This is a genomic window from Haloleucobacter ellipsoideus (assembly GCF_052491725.1).
This window is the reverse complement of record NZ_JBQWAR010000015.1, coordinates 52,923-68,104: the sequence shown is the minus strand read 5'-3', so window position 1 is coordinate 68,104 and position 15,182 is coordinate 52,923. Positions and strand designations below refer to the sequence as shown.

Here is a 15,182-nt window from a genome sequence, read left to right as displayed (position 1 = left end):
GTTCAGCGGGCCGAAGCCGCGCGGGAAGTGGGGCGCGGGGTGATCCCGCGTTCGATGTCGTGGAGCAGGCCGCCCTTGCGCGTGTAGACAGCCCAGGTGAGCAGCAGGCAGCTCACATAGAAGATGAAGAAGGCCCACAGCGCCGCATCCACCGAGCCGGTCATGGCGATGGACGAGCCGTAGCCCTTGGGGATGAAGAAGGCCCCGAAGGCGGCGATGGCGGAGGTGAAGCCGGTGATGGCCGCGCTTTCCTTCTCGGCGTGGAGGCGACGCTCCTCGGCGCTGGCCTTCGGCATCAGCCGCTCCATCTCCTTAGACATGATCGCCGGGATCATCTGGAAGGTGGAGGCATTGCCCACGCCCGTTGCGAAGAACAGCAGCAGGAAGCAGCCGAAGAAGGCCCAGAACGCCCAGGGCTCCGCACGCATGCCGATGGACCACAGCACACCCAGCACACCGGCCATCATCAGCACGAAGACATAGATGGTGACGCGCCCGCCGCCATAGCGATCCGCCAGCCAGCCGGTGCCGGAGCGCGAGAGCGCACCCACAAGCGGGCCAAGGAAGGCATAGCTGAGGGCATTCACTTCCGGGAAGAGAATGTTGGTCAGCAGCGGAAAGCCGGCCGAATAGCCGATGAACGAGCCGAACGTGCCCGTATAGAGCCAGCACATCAGCCAGTTGTGCTTGCGCTGGAAGATCACCGCCTGCTCGCGGAACGAGGCCTTGGCCGCGGCAATGTCATTCATGCCGAACCAGGAGCCCAGAGCCGAGAGAATGATGAACGGCACGAAGATGAAGCCGGCATTCTGCAGCCACAGCGGCGCTTCGCCCGTGGCGGTCTTCACCATGGCGGGATCTCCGCCGAAGCTGCCGAAAATGCCCATGGTGATGACGAGCGGCACCACGAACTGCACCACGCTCACGCCCAGATTGCCCAGGCCCGCATTCAGCGCCAGCGCATTGCCCTTCTCCGCCTTCGGGAAGAAGAAGGAGATATTGGCCATGGAGGAGGCGAAGTTGCCGCCGCCAAACCCGCACAGCAGCGCGAGGATGAGCAGGATCACATAGGGCGTGTCCGGATTCTGCACCGCATAGCCGATGCCGACGGCGGGGATGATGAGCGACCATGTGGTCAACGTCGTCCACAGCCGCCCGCCGAAGATGGGCACCATGAAGGAGTAGAAGATGCGCAGGGTCGCGCCCGTCAGGCCCGGCAGTGCGGCGAGCCAGAACAGCTCGTTGGTGGTGAAGCTGAAGCCCACCAGCGGCAGCTTGGCCACAACCACCGACCACATCTGCCAGATGGCGAAGGACAGCAGCAGCGCGGGAATGGAGAGCCAGAGATTGCGCGTGGCGATCTTCCGGCCGGTCTTTTCCCAGAAGCCCTTGTCCTCCGGTCTCCAGTCATAGAGCACGGCGCCATTGATGCGGGCCGGCTTTCCGGCCTGTTCGGCAAGCGTTGCCGCGGCAACCGGGAGGGCTGCGGGCGCAGGCCCGCCGGCCGCCGGAGAGGCCATCGGAGAGGCCATCGTCTTGCCACGGCTCCTGCCTTTTGCAGGCGCCGGTGCCGGCGCTGCGGGCGCCTCCGGCCGTGCTTCCGCCAGACCCTGCATTTCAGGCAGTTCCGGCAGCCTGGACAGCTCCTCGCCAACCGCATCCTTCTCCATCTGGCGGATGGACAGATGCATCCACACCAGCGAGACGACGGCGATGAGGAAGAGCAGCATGAAGCAGCTCGTCCACAGGCCGGTCAGGTCGTTCAGCACGCCGAAAACCAGCGGCAGGATGAAGCCGCCCAGCCCGCCGATCATGCCCACAAGGCCGCCGACCGAGCCCACGCTGTGGGGGTAGTAGACAGGAATGTGCTTGTAGACCGCAGCCTTGCCCAGAGCCATGAAGAAGCCGAGGACGAAGACCGCGATGGTGAAGCCCACCACACCCATTTCCATATGGAAGGAGATGGGGCCATTGATGCCCTGCACCACATAATCGGTGGGCGGATAGGACAGCACGAAGGTGGCGATGACCGAGACGATGAAGGTCCAGTACATCACCCGCCGTGCGCCATACACATCGGACAGATGGCCGCCATAGGCGCGGAACAGGCTGGCGGGCACGGAGAAGAAGGCCGCGATCATGCCCGCGCTGGTGATGTCCAGCCCATAGACCTTCACCAGATATTGCGGCAGCCACAGCGCCAGCGCCACGAATGCGCCGAACACGAAGAAATAGTAGAGGGAGAAGCGCCAGACCTGAACATTCTTCAGCGGCTCCAGCTCCAGCCAGGCGCTCTTGGGGCGCACGCCGGTGCGGCGGCGTTCCACCAGAACCGGGTCATCCTTGGTGGTGAAGAAGAACACCACCGCCATCACCACCAGCGCCGCCGCCCAGATCTGCGCCACGGCCTGCCAGCCATAGGCGACCATGATGAAGGGCGCGAGAAACTTGGTGACAGCCGAGCCGACATTGCCGGCGCCGAAAATGCCCAGCGCCGTGCCCTGCTTGCTGGCCGGATACCAGCGCGAGACATAGGCCACGCCAACCGCGAACGAGCCGCCGGCAATGCCCACGCCAAGGGCCGCCAGCAGGAACATGGGATAGGTATCGGCATAGGTGAGCAGGAAGGTGGCGACAGCGGCCGCCAGCATGGTCAGCGAAAAGACCACGCGCCCGCCATACACATCGGTCCAGATTCCCAGTGCAACGCGGATGAGCGATCCGGTGAGAATGGGCGTGCCGACCAGCAGGCCGAACTGGGTATCGCTCAACCCCAGTTCCTGCCGGATACGGATGCCGATGATGGAGAAGATCGTCCACACCGCAAAACATACGGTGAAAGCGACGGTGCTCATGGCGAGGGAGGTTCGCTGGTCTGCGACGCTCACCCCTGTCTGCGTTTGCATGGCTTCAACTCGCCTGTTGCGATAGCACTTTTCTATTGTGCCATTTTATAATTCCTCCAGCATCCGGGATCAGCTTTGACCTGTGTCAGTTTTGATGTCATCTAGTCAGAATAAATGAAGTAATTGATTGTATAGCCATTCTTGATTGAAATAGTTTTTCTCACAAAATGATGTATGTATTCTCTGTACTTGACATTTATCAATCGACCCCTTGTTATCCGGTGAGCACCCGGTTTGAGGATGATAATGAGGCCCGAAGACGCAGCCGCCATTCGTGACCTGCCCCTGTTCCACGATGCGCGCGAAGAGACATTTGCAGGGCTGGTGCATGCCGGCTTCCTCCAGCGCTTCCCGCCCGGTGTGGTGCTGGTGAACGAGAGCGACCCGGCAGGGTTCCTGCACGTGGTGGTGGACGGGCTGGTGGAAATGTTCACCACCGGTTCCGGCCGGGAAACCACTATCAGCATCATCCGCCCGGTGGGCACCTTCATTCTGGCCGCGGTCCTGAATGATGATGTCTATCTGCAATCCGCCCGCACGCTGGAGAAGTCGCAGGTGCTGATGATACCGGGCCAGGCGGTGCGTGCGGCGATAACCGCCGATCCCGCCTTCATGCAGGCCACTGTCGCCGAGCTGGCGCGCGGTTACAGGCGCATGGTGAAGGAGGTGAAGAACCAGAAGCTGCGCACGGGGGCGGAGCGCCTCGCCAACTGGCTGCTGCAGGAAGAGGCGGCTTCGGGGGGCGAGGGTTATGTGGAGCTGGAGTTCGAGAAGCGCGTGCTCTCCGCCCTGCTTGGCATGACGCCGGAAAACCTGTCCCGGGCCTTTGCCGTTGTCCGCAAGCATGGGGTCAGCACGGAAGGGGCGCATATCCGCATCACCGACCGCGCGGCGCTGGTGCGCTTCGCCTGCCCGAGCCCCTTGATCGACCAGCCGGAGTGAGGCGGCGGCCTGTGTTCAGTGGCGCGGGCCGTAAAGGCCCAGATTGTCCCGTGAGGTGAGGCTGCCGGTCAGGAAGGCCAGATTCACAGCGGCGATCAGGGCCGTGGCATGGGCTTCGATCTGGGCAAGGCGGGCATCCAGCAGCGCGGTATTCGCCTCGGTCGCCACCGTTACGGTACCCAGCCCGTTCCTGTAGGCATCAAGGGCGGCGTCATAGGTGGTGTTGGCCGCATCCGCCAATGCGCCGGCCGCCCGGTAGGATTCCAGCGCCGTGCGCAGCACATTGGACGCCACCACGATTTCCGAAACGGCGGCATTCTGGGTCTTGCGGAAGGTCTGTTCGGCCGCGGCGGCCTGTGACTGGGCATTCCTGATCTGGGCCGCGCGCAGGCCGGCATCATAGAGCGGCACGGTGGCGCCGAGCATGATGGCGGAGGTGTCGTGGCGCTCACGGGCGGGGGGCAGGTTGCCCATGCCATAGCGTGTATCATTCGACCCGGCGACACCGGTGAGGAACACCTTGGGCATGACCTCGGCCTGTGCCGCCTCCACTCCCGCCTTGCTGGCCTTGAGGGCCGCATAGCTGGCCACCACATCCGGCCGGCGGGAAAGGGCGAGGCGGATCATCTCTTCCGCCGTATGGTCCACCCGCGCCGGCAGCGGCCGCCGCGCCGGCTCGCTGATCCTGATTTTCTGGGTGGCGTTCACGCCCATGGCGGTGAGCAGGCCCTGATAATGGTCGCGCACCAGCCCTTCGGCGGTCACCATCTTCAGTTTCGATTGCGCCACCTGCTGGCGGGCCTGTGCCAGCTCCACCGTGGTTGCCTGGCCATTCTGCATCCGCGCTTCCACAGCCGCGAGAACCGCATTGCTGTTGGTGAGGGATTGCCGCGCCAGCCGCAGGCCGTTGACGGCCGCGCCATGGCGGTAATAGGCCGATGCGACTTCCAGAATGAGTTTCTGGTGGGCGGCGTTGAACAGCACATTGGCGGCGAAGGACCCCTCCCGCGCGGCCTTGGCCACCGCGCCCCTCTGGCCGAAATCAAACACCAGCCATTCGAAGGCCACCAGTGTCGCGGTGCCCTGCGCGGTCAGCTTGATATGCCGGTCGCGGCCGGGAACCGGATCGGGAACGGAGGTTTCAATGCCGCCAGCCAGAACATTCGCCGTAATGAGGGGCAGATAGGTCGCCTCGACCATGCCCACCGCAAGGGCGGCCTGCCGGGCCTGTTCCCATGCCAGCCTCGTATCCGGGCTGGAGCGCTGGGCGATGTCGATCAGTTCGGCCAGTCCGTAGCTGTGTGTGGTGTCGAGCTGGGGCGCCTCGGCCATCCGGGCCAGTTCGGGATTGGCGGGAATGGTGAAGTCCGGGGGGCGCGTGTCATCTCCGGGCCGGGCTGCGCTGTCCTGCGCCCCCTGCAACTGGGGCAGGAGGGCATTGGGCTGCCCCTGTTCCCCGGTGCCCGGCACCCATGGCTGGTCCGCCGCCTCCGGGGCGAGCCTCACGGCATTGGGCGCACAGGCGGCAAGGCCAAGGCCGGTGCAGACCAGCAGCACACAGGTGCGGCGCAGAAAGCGGGGAAGGCCGCCGGGGCCTGAAAGGCGCCTGCGCATCACAGCCCCCCCGCGCCCAGCGCTTCCATGTGGCCCATACGGCGCAGCATGCGCCCGCTGGCCGCGGCATCATCCTCCCCGCCGGGAACGGTCGTTTCCTCAAGGTCGCTGGAGCCGGAATGGGGGCGCCGCACATTCCGGGCCAGATTTTCCAGCCGTGTGGCAAGGCCGGAAAGATCCTCGGAAGACAGGAAGATCTCCCGGTTCAGCATGGCAAGCTGCCCGGCCATCTTACCCAGATTCAGTTTCTCCCGCGGGGCAAGCTGGATGCGCGCCGGCTCGAAGGGCAGCAGAAAAATCTGATATTTGACCTGCCCCACCAGCTTCTCCACCTGCGCTGCCTGCGCCACATGCATCGTGCGCTCATCCGGCGCTGTTCGGGCCAGACGCGCAGCCCCTTCCAGCGCTTTCGCCAGATTCTGCCGCACCGTGCCGGCCAGCGGGGCCGGGCGGATGAGTGTGGATACCAGATACACCGCAACATTGCCGACAAGAATACCGACAATTCGGTCCCACCCGGAATCCATGCTGGTGCTGGGGCTGAAGCCTTGCAGCAAAGTGAGGAAGAAGGCGAGGCCGATCTGCACTCCGGCATAGGAAATGCGCTCCGGCCCGGTGGAGACCCACGCCGCCACCAGCGTGGCCAGGAAGATGAGCAGCATGAGCTGCCACACCTCATCCATATAGGGCATGAACAGCAGGATGGAGCCGAACCCCAGCGACGCGCCGATGAGGCAGCCGCCAATGCGCAGGGCCAGCTTGTGGATGGTCTCGCCCGTCGTGCCGAGGGCAGCCACATAGCAGGTGATCATGGCCGTGTGGATGCCATCCCACGCAATGGCCGTGTAGAAGATATAGCAGCTGATGGCCGCGAGCGTGATCTTCAGGGCGAACTGCTGATAGGCCGGGTTGGTCAGGGCATCCGGGGCAAAGAAGGGCTCGGCGGGGGCCGGCTTGAAAGGTTTGCGGTTGTCTCCGGCCATTTCTGCCAGCGCATTCCGCAGGGCGCGTTCCGCATGGCCCGAGCCTGGCGCTGAAACGGGCATGGGGACAGGCTGGCCGGCCTCCAGCGCCCGGCCGGCGCGTTCCAGATCCGCCGCCAGTGCCGCCCGCTCCGCAGGGGGCGTGTTCTGCGGCATGGCTCCGGCCGCCAGCATCACCTTGTAGGAGGCCTGTACGTCCGTCTCGATCTGCGCGATGGCTGGCGCCGGCGCCAGATGAAACACACGCGTGAGAAGGGCACCCTTCACGCCGTCGTCATTGCCCTCAAGCAGCAGGTCGTTCAGCTTTTCGGGCCGTCCGGCAAGGGCCGCCCATGCGGCGCCCAGCCGCTCCGTCATCGTCACCCGCAACACGCTCAGGGTGGAGGGGCCGAAGACAAGGCTGAAGGCCGCCGTGACGACGAGGGGCATGACCGCCATTTCCCAGGCATAGCGCAGGCCTTCGGAAACCAGCTTTCCCACCGGCACAAGGTCCAGCAGGGTGAGCATGAAGGCGAAGATGAGCCCCACCACGCCGCCGGCCTCTCCCAGCTTGGAGGCCGCGCCGATGAACAGGAAGATGAAGGAAAAGAACGCCATCGCCAGCACCCGCAGCAGCGGGGACTCGATGGTGACCATGACCACCCCCAGCAGCATGGCGACAACCAGCGTGATCAGAAAGGCGGCCACCAGCGGCACGATGATGTTCTGCGTGCCATCCGACTTCATGAGGAAGATGACCAGATAGCAGCTGATGGCGGATTCCGGGATATGATACATCATCGCAATCCCCGAAACGAGCGCGCACACGGCGGCCACGCGCCATGTCATCGCAAAGCGCAGGGGAAAGGGCTTGAGGTCCTCCAGGGTCTGGCGGACCATCAGCCGCAGGGGCGATTCAGCAGTCTGTTCCATGCTGTATGGTCACGGCTGCCGAAGCGCCAATGCGCATCAGCTCCTCAGGAGTGTCGATCAGGCGCACGCGTACGGGAAAACGCTGGGCGATGCGGACCCAGTTCAGCGTCTTGGGCACATAGGGCAAGGCGCGGGGCAGGTTGATCAGCTCCTCCGAGGCGACACCCCAGCCAATCCCCTCCACCACGCCCTTGAGGGGGCGCGAACTGTCCGAGAGCACATAGACACGGGCGCAATTGCCGATCCGCACCAGCGGCAGCTCGGTTTCCTCATAGGCGGCGGAAGCATACCACCTGTCGGTGACGATGAGCGTGAACAGGGACTGGCCCGAAATGACGAACTGGCCGGCCGCCGTATTCAGCCCCACCACGCGGCCATCATGGGAGGCATAGACACGGGTGTTGTCCAGATTGTATTCCGCCACCGCCAGCGCCGCCCGACGGGCCGCAACCAGCGCCTCGGCCTCATCCAGCGTGCCCACCAGCCGGTTTGCGGCCTCGGACTGCTTGATCGCCTGGGACAGGCTGACGCGGGCATCATCGCGCGCCGTGCGGGCATCATCCACCTGCTGGCGGGTGACATAACCTTTCGGCAGAAGGGCGTTCAGGCGGGCGAGGGTCGCCTCGGCCAAGGCAAGATTGGTGCGCGCCCGCTGGATCTGCTGGCTGGCGATTTCGGCATTGGCCTGTTCGGCGGCAATATTGCGGCGCTGGGTTTCCAGCGCGGCCTCGGCCAGTTTCAGGTCGGCGCCGGTCTGGGCCACCATGTGCTGGTAAGGCGCCGGGTCCAGCTCGAACAGCAGATCGCCCTTGCGGACCTTGCCGTTTTCCCGGGCATGAATGGCGATGATCCGCCCCGGTATGCTGGGGGCGACATTCACCGTATCGGCCACCAGCACCACATCCTTCGAGGTGGGGTTGTTCTCGCCCATGCGCAGATACAGCCAGCCCAGCAGCCCCGCGCCGATAATGATCAGCGCCGCGACCACAATGCCGAGCCGGCCCGCCTTGTGCCCGGCATAGGGGGAGCGCTGCTGTGCTGGCGGTGTCCCGTTCGGCGCGTCCGGTGTGGCGGCGGGCTGGGTTTCAGGGTCGGTCATGGTCACAACCCGTAAATGACGAGGGCGAGGGCAAAGCCCACCGCAGCGGCAAGGCAGACATAGACCAGCAGGCGCACCGGCAACTGGTCATCTATGCCGGTGCGGATGAACACCAGTCGCAGCACCAGCGCGCCGATGATGCCGCCGGCCACGCAGATCAGCCATGAGGGAAAATAGGCACCGAAGAAAAACAGCGAGGGGCTCGGTGGCGCGCGTCCGCAGCCCGCCAGCAGCAATGCCCCACCCGCGCAGGCGATCCGTGCCACGGGCCGCCACGGCCCGCGCGCTCTCGTCCGCGTGTCAGAACCCGCCATCACACGCCATGCAGGTGCGTTGCCGACAAGCGCCATATGCACTGTGTGCGGACTTTTATGATCGCCTGATCCTTCATCCCGAATTGCATGTCACGGTCCAGGGGCTGCCAGAACACTGCCCATCAGGCTCTGCCGCCGGCGGGGTATATATACACCAGAGCGGGTGAATGACCATGCATTTCATGGATGGAGATGTGGAGGAGAGGCGAGCGGAGCAGACAATTGCCCGAACATATGGATGCATTTCACAGCAGGACTGTCACGTCTTGCCGCAGCCGGAGCGTACATACTCTGTATCGGCCATTCCATTTCTGTTGTCGGATGTTTTTCAGGATGTCGACAGGGCTTCCTTCCTGTTGTGCTTCGCTTTTCTGCCCGTTCATGAGGCAGGGGTGGCAGCTTGCCGCCTTTTTATCCAGAGATGCGGGCGAACATGCAAAAGGCGCCGCCGGGACATGCCTCGTGCGTCGCCTTTTGCCGGGACCCTGTTCTGTCTGGAAGGCCGGGACGTGTTTTCCACGCCCCGGCAGGAGGCTCAGGAGGCTATTGTGCCGCTTCAGTCTCGCGCGTCGTCGCCTTCTGGGCGGCCTCGATCAGGGGCGTGCCATAGATGAAGAAGTCCTGCGGCAGGTCACCGCCGAACCACACGCCGCCCTCAGACCAGAAATTGTCTTCCGTCCAGGTGACGGTTTTCCACTCCGGATCGAAGATCAGATAGCCCGTATCGCCGAACAGTTCGATGCGGTTTCCACCCGGCTCATACAGATACATGAAGTAGCCCTGGGTGATGCCATGCTTGGCGGGCCCTGCCTCCACATGCACACCATATTCGGCGAACAGGTCCGCGATATCCAGCATCTGGCCCTGATTGCCATACCAGAAGGCGACATGATGGAGGCGGTTGCCCGGGCCCATCTGGTCCTTGGTCAGGGCGATTTCATGCGCCAGCGGGCTGACGGAGAGCCAGCAGGCCAGTTCCTGCGTGCCGCCGAAAATCACATTCTCGCGTTTCTTGAACCCCAGGAGGTCCTCGAAGAAGCGTGCATTGGCGGTGACATCGGATGCCATGATGTTGATGTGATCGAGACGGCGCACCGGCACGCCCGAAAGCGGACGCTTCTGGGCGCGGCTGAGCAGGCGCGAGCGCTGGCTCTCTGTCGGGTGGAAATATTCAACCTCCCAGAACAGGTGGTTCACATGCCCGTCGGGGGTGGTGAATTCATAGGCGCGGCCATAGCCCTTGTGTCCTTCCACCCAGCGCCCGGGGCGGCCCGAGGACTCGATCGCGGCCACCCGCCGGTCAAGCGCCTGTGGCGACATTGCCCGCCAGGAAATCGCGCCAACGCCGGCCTGATCGCGGCGGGTCAGCTTGAGGGAGTGGTGGTAGCGGTCCTCATAGGCGCGCAGATAGGCGGAATGCTCATCTTCGGCATGCTTGTACATGCCGAGAAAATCGGTGAAGAACCGAAGGGATTCATCGTACTTCGGAGTGAACAGCTCAACCATCGCGAGCTGGGCGATGTCGTGGATCGGTTCCTGATAGGTCATGGTTTCCTCCCTGAAATCTTGGGCAAGGCCGGGACTGCCGGAGCCTCGCATTCTTGATTGTGGCGTTTCTTCCAGATGCCCGGTTCAGCCGGGCTGGGTCTGAAGTTGGGGGTCATTCTGGCCATGGCGCGCGCTCTGGCCATTCACGGTTCCGGCAAAGCGGGGTTCGCCGCCGACAGAAAAGTGCCCTGATGCGAGTTCCTGGATCAGGACGCGCACTGTGGACGGGGGAACGCCCAGCGTCTCGACCACCGCTTCCGTCACGCGGCGCATCATGTCCTGTTTCTGGCTGTCGGTCCGTCCTTCCATCAGATGGACTTGAATGATCGGCATCTCACACCTCTTTCAATCCCGTGGCGGGAGCGGAATGGCGCGCCGTGCGCCGCAAGCACCGGAATGAACGGCCGGGCTGTCTTTCCCCCATCATGTGTCCGCCATGGAGTGAAGAGTGTATCCGCCACATTTTTCTTTCAAATACTATTTAATGTGAAAACTTATACCGAAAACGTATGGGTTGTGTTCAGGATTAATTCTGTTTTGGAATGAAGTTGCTTCACTCTGCGGTGGTGTTATCGGTATTGAATCGGCGGGAAGCCCAGTTTCTGGCCACGTTCAGGAAATTCTGCACGATGGGCGCGCTGTCATCCTCGCGATAGATGCAGGAGAGATCCACCGTGACCGGATGATCCACCGCCAGCCGGCGGAATGTGACACCCGGCATGGTCACGGAGGTCATGGATTCCGGCACCAGACAATTGCCGAAACCGGAGGCAACCAGAGCCATTCCCGTGAAGGCATCCCCCACGATCTGGCCCACATTGGGCTTGAAGTCGTTGTTGCGAAACAGGTCGATGACGGTATCGACAAAGCCCGCCGTGCGGCTGGCCGGAAAGAGGATGAGCGGTTCTAGCGCCAGCTCTTCCAGGGTGATGCGCTCCGGCCAGGCCCGCTCGCTTGCAACGACGGCCAGGATCTCCTCGCGGGCGATCTCCTCGATACGGATGCCCGCCTGGTCTTCGACCAGCCGGTTGAAGCCGATATCGAGAGACCGGTTCCGCAGGGCCTCAAGCTGGCTGATCTTGTCCATGGCGTGCAGCATCACATGCACATTCGGATAGCGCTGCTTGAAGTCGTGAATGATGCCGGGAATCAGCCCGACGATCGCCGAGCCGAAGATTCCCACATCCAGCCGCCCGAGATCTCCCTTCGAGGCCCGCAGCACACGGGTGCCCACCTGATCGAGCAGGCCGACAATATTGCGGGCCTCATGCAGGAAGATCTCGCCCGCGCGGGTCAGTTCCACCCCGCGCGGATTGCGGATGAACAATTGCGCCTTCAGCTGCTCCTCGATCTGCTGGATCTGGCGGGTGACGGGCGGCTGGGACACATTCAGCCGTGCGGCGGCGCGGCCTATGTTCAGTTCCTCGGCGACGGCGATGAAATATTTCAGCTGCCGGATATTCATGTTCGTGCCTTCCCGCATTCCGGCCGGGTGAGCCTGCTTGACGAGAATGGCAACACCCGCCTGTGCCGGAAAGCACGGCGGGGTTGCAGCGCCTGATTAGAGCTTGATGCACAGATTGCTGCGCTCGGTATAGAATTCCAGCGAGTGCACGCCGCCTTCCCGCCCGATCCCCGACGATTTCGAGCCGCCGAAGCTTGTGCGCAGATCCCGCAGAAACCACGAATTCACCCAGATGACCCCGGCCTCCAGCCGGCGCCCCACCCGGTGGGCCCGCGACAGATTCTCCGTGAGGATCGTCGCTGACAGGCCGTAGCGCGTGTCATTGGCGCATGCGATCGCCTCCTCCTCGGTGTCGAAGGGGCGGATATGGCAGCATGGGCCGAAGATTTCCTCACGCAGGATGGCGCAGTCATCGGGCAGGCCGGTCCAGATGGTGGGCTGGATGAAGAAGCCCTTGTCGCGGTCATCTCCAAAGGTCGGGATGCCGCCGCCTGTCACCACGGTTGCGCCAAGCTCGCGGGCTTTGGCGTAATAGGAAAGAACCTTGTCGCGGTGCTCTTTCGAGATCAGCGGCCCGAGCGTCGTGCCCGGATCGTCCGGCCCGCCGGGCTGCAGCGCCTCGGCCCCGGCTTTCAGGCGGGCGGTAAAGGCCTCGAAAATCGGGCGCTCGACATAGATCCGCTCGGTGCCGAGGCAGACCTGTCCGCAATTGGCAAAAGCCGAGCGCATCACCACCTCGACCGCCTTGTCGATGTCGCAGTCGGCGAAGACGAGCGCGGGATTCTTGCCGCCAAGCTCGAACGAGACATCACGCAGACCGACAGCGGCCTGTTTCATGATCGCCTCGCCGGTGCGGGTTTCGCCCGTGAAGGTGATGCCATCGACATCGGGATGCTGGGTCAGCAACTCTCCCGCCGAGCCCGGGCCGAAGCCATGGATGACATTGTAAACCCCTTTCGGGATGCCGACCTCATTCATCACCTCGCCAAGAAGCGTGGCGGTGGCCGGGCTTTCCTCCGAGGGCTTGACCACGACCGTGTTGCCGCAGGCCAAAGCCGGGGCAACCTTCCAGGTCATCAGCAGGAATGGCGCGTTCCAGGGCGAGATGACGGCGATCACCCCCTTGGGACGGTGCAGCTCGATATTGATCGCGCCCGTGCCATCGGGCGTATCCATGGCAAAGAATTCGCCGCCGCTATTCTTCAGGAGATTGGCGAAGATCTCGAAGTTTTCGGCGCCGCGCGGGATCTCGATGGTTTTCGAGAAGTGGCGTGTATGGCCGGTATCCTGAACTTCCGCCTCGACAAATTCGGCGCTGCGGCGGGCAATCGCATGGCTGAGATCTAGCAGCAGATCCGTGCGCTGGCGCAGGGGCATTGTGCCCCAGGAGCCGCTGAGTGCGGCGCGCGCGGCGCGCACGGCATCATCCACATCCTGTGCCCGCGCTTCCTGGACCGTTCCGATCAGCCGGCCATCCACGGGCGAGTGCTTCTGGAAGCTGTGCCCCGATTTTGCGGACCGGAAGGTTCCGTCGATGAACAGATCGAAGCGTGTCATGGTTTCGCCCTTCATTGTTTCCTCCGAATGCACGGCCGGCATTCCTGCTGACAGGTTAGGAGGGCGCGTTCATGCAGGCCAATGCTTTTGGATGATGTGATCCATGCCATTTGCGTATGGAACACGCGGCTGGTCGATACGGATTACGTATGGTTCAGGTGACATCAAAGTATTGGTGTGTGCTTTCTGTGTTCTTTACCGTTCTTCCATGAAACGCCGTAGAAACGGCTCCGGGAGGACGGATGATCGATAATAACGAGGTCGAAAGACTGGGCGATGCGCTCCATGAAGCGCTCCTATCGGGCAGACCCGCCGAAAAGATCAGCACACTCTGGCCCGAAAGCACGATCGAGGATGCCTATCGCATCCAGAGCCATCTGCTCGCGCGGCGTATCGCGGCCGGGGATGAGGTGATCGGCAAGAAGATCGGCCTGACCAGCCGGGCGATACAGGATGCGCTGGGGGTCTATCAGCCGGATTTCGGCCAGATCACCCGGCAGATGCTGCATCAGGATCAGGATGTGATCGATCTTGGCCGTCTCATGCAGCCGCGCGCCGAGGCGGAGCTGGCCTTCATTCTCAAGCGCGATCTGCTCGGTCCCGGCATCACGCAGGTCGATGTGATCCGGGCCACCGATTATGTCTGCCCCTGTTTCGAGATCGTGGACACGCGCTTTTCGGACTGGAACATCCGCATCCAGGACACGGTGGCCGACAATGCCTCCTGCGGCGTGTTCCTGCTGGGCGCGGGGCGGGCCGATCCGCGTGACATCGATCTCGGGCTGGCCGGTCTCGTCATCGAAAAAAACGGCGCGCTGCACGCAACAGGGGTCGGGGCGGCGGTGCAGGGTTCTCCCGCCAATGCCGTGGCCTGGCTCGCCAACACGCTCGGCCGGTACGGCATTGCGCTGAAGGCGGGCGAGATCATCCTGTCCGGGGCACAGGCGCCGCTCATTCCGCTGGCGAATGGCGATGAGCTGGTCGCCACCATTGCCGGTGTCGGCACCTGCACCGCGCGCTTTGAAGGGAGGGCCCGTCATGAGCCTTGACCATGATGCAATCCTGCGGCTCGCCGAGCGGGTGGAAACGGCGCAGACCTATGCAACCCCCATCCGCAAGCTGACGGATGACTATCCCGCAATGACGGTGGCGGATGCCTATCGCGTGCAGACCGCGCTGCGCCGCAGCTATGAGGCGCGCGGGCAACGGGTCGTCGGCTGGAAGGCCGGCCTGACCTCGCGGCCCAAAATGGTGCAGATGGGCGTGGACAAGCCCGGTATCGGCTTCCTGACCGACGCGATGGCGCGGCCGGACAATGCGGTCATCAGTGTTTCCGATCTGATCCACCCCCGTGCGGAATGCGAAATCGCCTTTGTGACCGGCGCGGACCTGTCCGGCCATGTCACCCGCGAGGAGGTGCTGGCGGCGACGGATTACATCCAGCCCTCCATCGAGATCATCGACAGCCGTTTCACCGGTTTCAAGTTCGATCTGGAAAGCGTGCTGGCGGACAACAGCTCGTCCGCGCGGTTCATCGCCGGTGGCCGGCCACGACGGCCCGCGGAAATCGATCTGCGCACCATTGGCGTGGTGATGGAGCTCAATGGCGAGATCGCCGCGCTCGGCGCCTCCGCCGAGGTTCTGGGCCACCCGGCGGATGCGGTGGTGATGCTGGTCGGGGTTCTGCACGAGATTGGCGAGATCTTGCCGGCGGGCAGTTTCGTGATGAGCGGCGCGATCACCGCGGCGATTCCGGTGAAGGCCGGTGATGCCCTGACAGCGCGCTTTCTGGACATGGGCTCAATCACCGTCCGCTTCGGTGAATGAGCTGTCCGGCAAGGG

General features: G+C 63.5%; 12 protein-coding genes. 3 read left to right on the top strand and 9 right to left on the bottom strand.

All coding sequences use genetic code 11. The features are described 5' to 3' along the window. Positions 1-2: 2 nt before the first annotated feature. On the bottom strand, positions 3-2,906 hold the full coding sequence (locus ACT6QG_RS03840; RefSeq protein ID WP_444976285.1) for a nitrate/nitrite transporter: 2,904 nt from the start codon (positions 2,904-2,906) through the stop codon (positions 3-5). 246 nt (positions 2,907-3,152) lie between these two features. On the opposite strand from ACT6QG_RS03840, the gene ACT6QG_RS03835 reads away from it, so the two are divergent. Then, a complete protein-coding gene (locus ACT6QG_RS03835; RefSeq protein ID WP_444976284.1) occupies positions 3,153-3,848 on the top strand; it encodes a cyclic nucleotide-binding domain-containing protein in 696 nt (231 codons plus the stop codon). Between the two features lie 15 nt (positions 3,849-3,863). Here ACT6QG_RS03835 and ACT6QG_RS03830 read toward each other — a convergent pair whose 3' ends face one another. The 8 genes from ACT6QG_RS03830 to ACT6QG_RS03795 all read right to left on the bottom strand — a co-directional run bounded on the left by ACT6QG_RS03830 (position 3,864) and on the right by ACT6QG_RS03795 (position 13,340). Beyond that, positions 3,864-5,462 (bottom strand): TolC family protein, encoded by a 1,599-nt coding sequence (locus ACT6QG_RS03830; RefSeq protein ID WP_444976283.1) that lies wholly within the window; start codon positions 5,460-5,462, stop codon positions 3,864-3,866. Then, on the bottom strand, positions 5,462-7,357 hold the full coding sequence (locus tag ACT6QG_RS03825; RefSeq protein WP_444976282.1) for an FUSC family protein: 1,896 nt from the start codon (positions 7,355-7,357) through the stop codon (positions 5,462-5,464). Before ACT6QG_RS03825 ends, ACT6QG_RS03830 begins: the two co-directional genes overlap by 1 nt. Beyond that, on the bottom strand, positions 7,341-8,456 hold the full coding sequence (mdtN, locus tag ACT6QG_RS03820; protein WP_444976281.1) for a multidrug transporter subunit MdtN: 1,116 nt from the start codon (positions 8,454-8,456) through the stop codon (positions 7,341-7,343). Before mdtN ends, ACT6QG_RS03825 begins: the two co-directional genes overlap by 17 nt. Before the next feature lie 2 nt (positions 8,457-8,458). Then, positions 8,459-8,722 (bottom strand): YtcA family lipoprotein, encoded by a 264-nt coding sequence (locus ACT6QG_RS03815; protein ID WP_444976280.1) that lies wholly within the window; start codon positions 8,720-8,722, stop codon positions 8,459-8,461. 591 nt (positions 8,723-9,313) lie between these two features. Then, positions 9,314-10,318, bottom strand: coding sequence for a VOC family protein (locus tag ACT6QG_RS03810; protein WP_444976279.1), 1,005 nt, complete (start codon positions 10,316-10,318; stop codon positions 9,314-9,316). 84 nt (positions 10,319-10,402) lie between these two features. Next, positions 10,403-10,651, bottom strand: coding sequence for a 2-hydroxymuconate tautomerase (gene thmT / locus ACT6QG_RS03805; RefSeq protein ID WP_444976278.1), 249 nt, complete (start codon positions 10,649-10,651; stop codon positions 10,403-10,405). A gap of 220 nt (positions 10,652-10,871) precedes the next feature. Next, a complete protein-coding gene (locus ACT6QG_RS03800) occupies positions 10,872-11,783 on the bottom strand; it encodes a LysR family transcriptional regulator (protein WP_444976277.1) in 912 nt (303 codons plus the stop codon). 96 nt (positions 11,784-11,879) lie between these two features. Beyond that, positions 11,880-13,340, bottom strand: coding sequence for a 2-hydroxymuconic semialdehyde dehydrogenase (locus tag ACT6QG_RS03795; RefSeq protein WP_444976276.1), 1,461 nt, complete (start codon positions 13,338-13,340; stop codon positions 11,880-11,882). Positions 13,341-13,582: 242 nt separating this feature from the next. On the opposite strand from ACT6QG_RS03795, the gene ACT6QG_RS03790 reads away from it, so the two are divergent. After that, positions 13,583-14,389 carry a fumarylacetoacetate hydrolase family protein gene (locus ACT6QG_RS03790; RefSeq protein ID WP_444976275.1) on the top strand — a complete coding sequence of 269 codons (807 nt, stop codon included), beginning with the start codon at positions 13,583-13,585 and terminating at the stop codon, positions 14,387-14,389. After that, complete coding sequence (gene dmpH, locus ACT6QG_RS03785; RefSeq protein ID WP_444976274.1) at positions 14,379-15,167, top strand: 2-oxo-3-hexenedioate decarboxylase; 789 nt, start codon at positions 14,379-14,381, stop codon at positions 15,165-15,167. The genes ACT6QG_RS03790 and dmpH overlap by 11 nt, the downstream gene beginning before the upstream one ends. Positions 15,168-15,182: the final 15 nt, after the last annotated feature.

Excerpts from the sequence above, each read along its gene's own strand:
- mdtN (WP_444976281.1), bottom strand. The coding sequence starts at position 8,456 with ATGACCGACCCTGAAACCCAGCCCGCCGCCACACCGGACGCGCCGAAC.
- ACT6QG_RS03830 (WP_444976283.1), bottom strand. The coding sequence starts at position 5,462 with ATGCGCAGGCGCCTTTCAGGCCCCGGCGGCCTTCCCCGCTTTCTGCGC.
- ACT6QG_RS03835 (WP_444976284.1), top strand. The coding sequence starts at position 3,153 with ATGAGGCCCGAAGACGCAGCCGCCATTCGTGACCTGCCCCTGTTCCAC.
- thmT (WP_444976278.1), bottom strand. The coding sequence starts at position 10,651 with ATGCCGATCATTCAAGTCCATCTGATGGAAGGACGGACCGACAGCCAG.
- ACT6QG_RS03790 (WP_444976275.1), top strand. The coding sequence starts at position 13,583 with ATGATCGATAATAACGAGGTCGAAAGACTGGGCGATGCGCTCCATGAA.
- ACT6QG_RS03800 (WP_444976277.1), bottom strand. The coding sequence starts at position 11,783 with ATGAATATCCGGCAGCTGAAATATTTCATCGCCGTCGCCGAGGAACTG.
- ACT6QG_RS03810 (WP_444976279.1), bottom strand. The coding sequence starts at position 10,318 with ATGACCTATCAGGAACCGATCCACGACATCGCCCAGCTCGCGATGGTT.
- dmpH (WP_444976274.1), top strand. The coding sequence starts at position 14,379 with ATGAGCCTTGACCATGATGCAATCCTGCGGCTCGCCGAGCGGGTGGAA.
- ACT6QG_RS03795 (WP_444976276.1), bottom strand. The coding sequence starts at position 13,340 with ATGACACGCTTCGATCTGTTCATCGACGGAACCTTCCGGTCCGCAAAA.
- ACT6QG_RS03840 (WP_444976285.1), bottom strand. The coding sequence starts at position 2,906 with ATGCAAACGCAGACAGGGGTGAGCGTCGCAGACCAGCGAACCTCCCTC.
- ACT6QG_RS03825 (WP_444976282.1), bottom strand. The coding sequence starts at position 7,357 with ATGGAACAGACTGCTGAATCGCCCCTGCGGCTGATGGTCCGCCAGACC.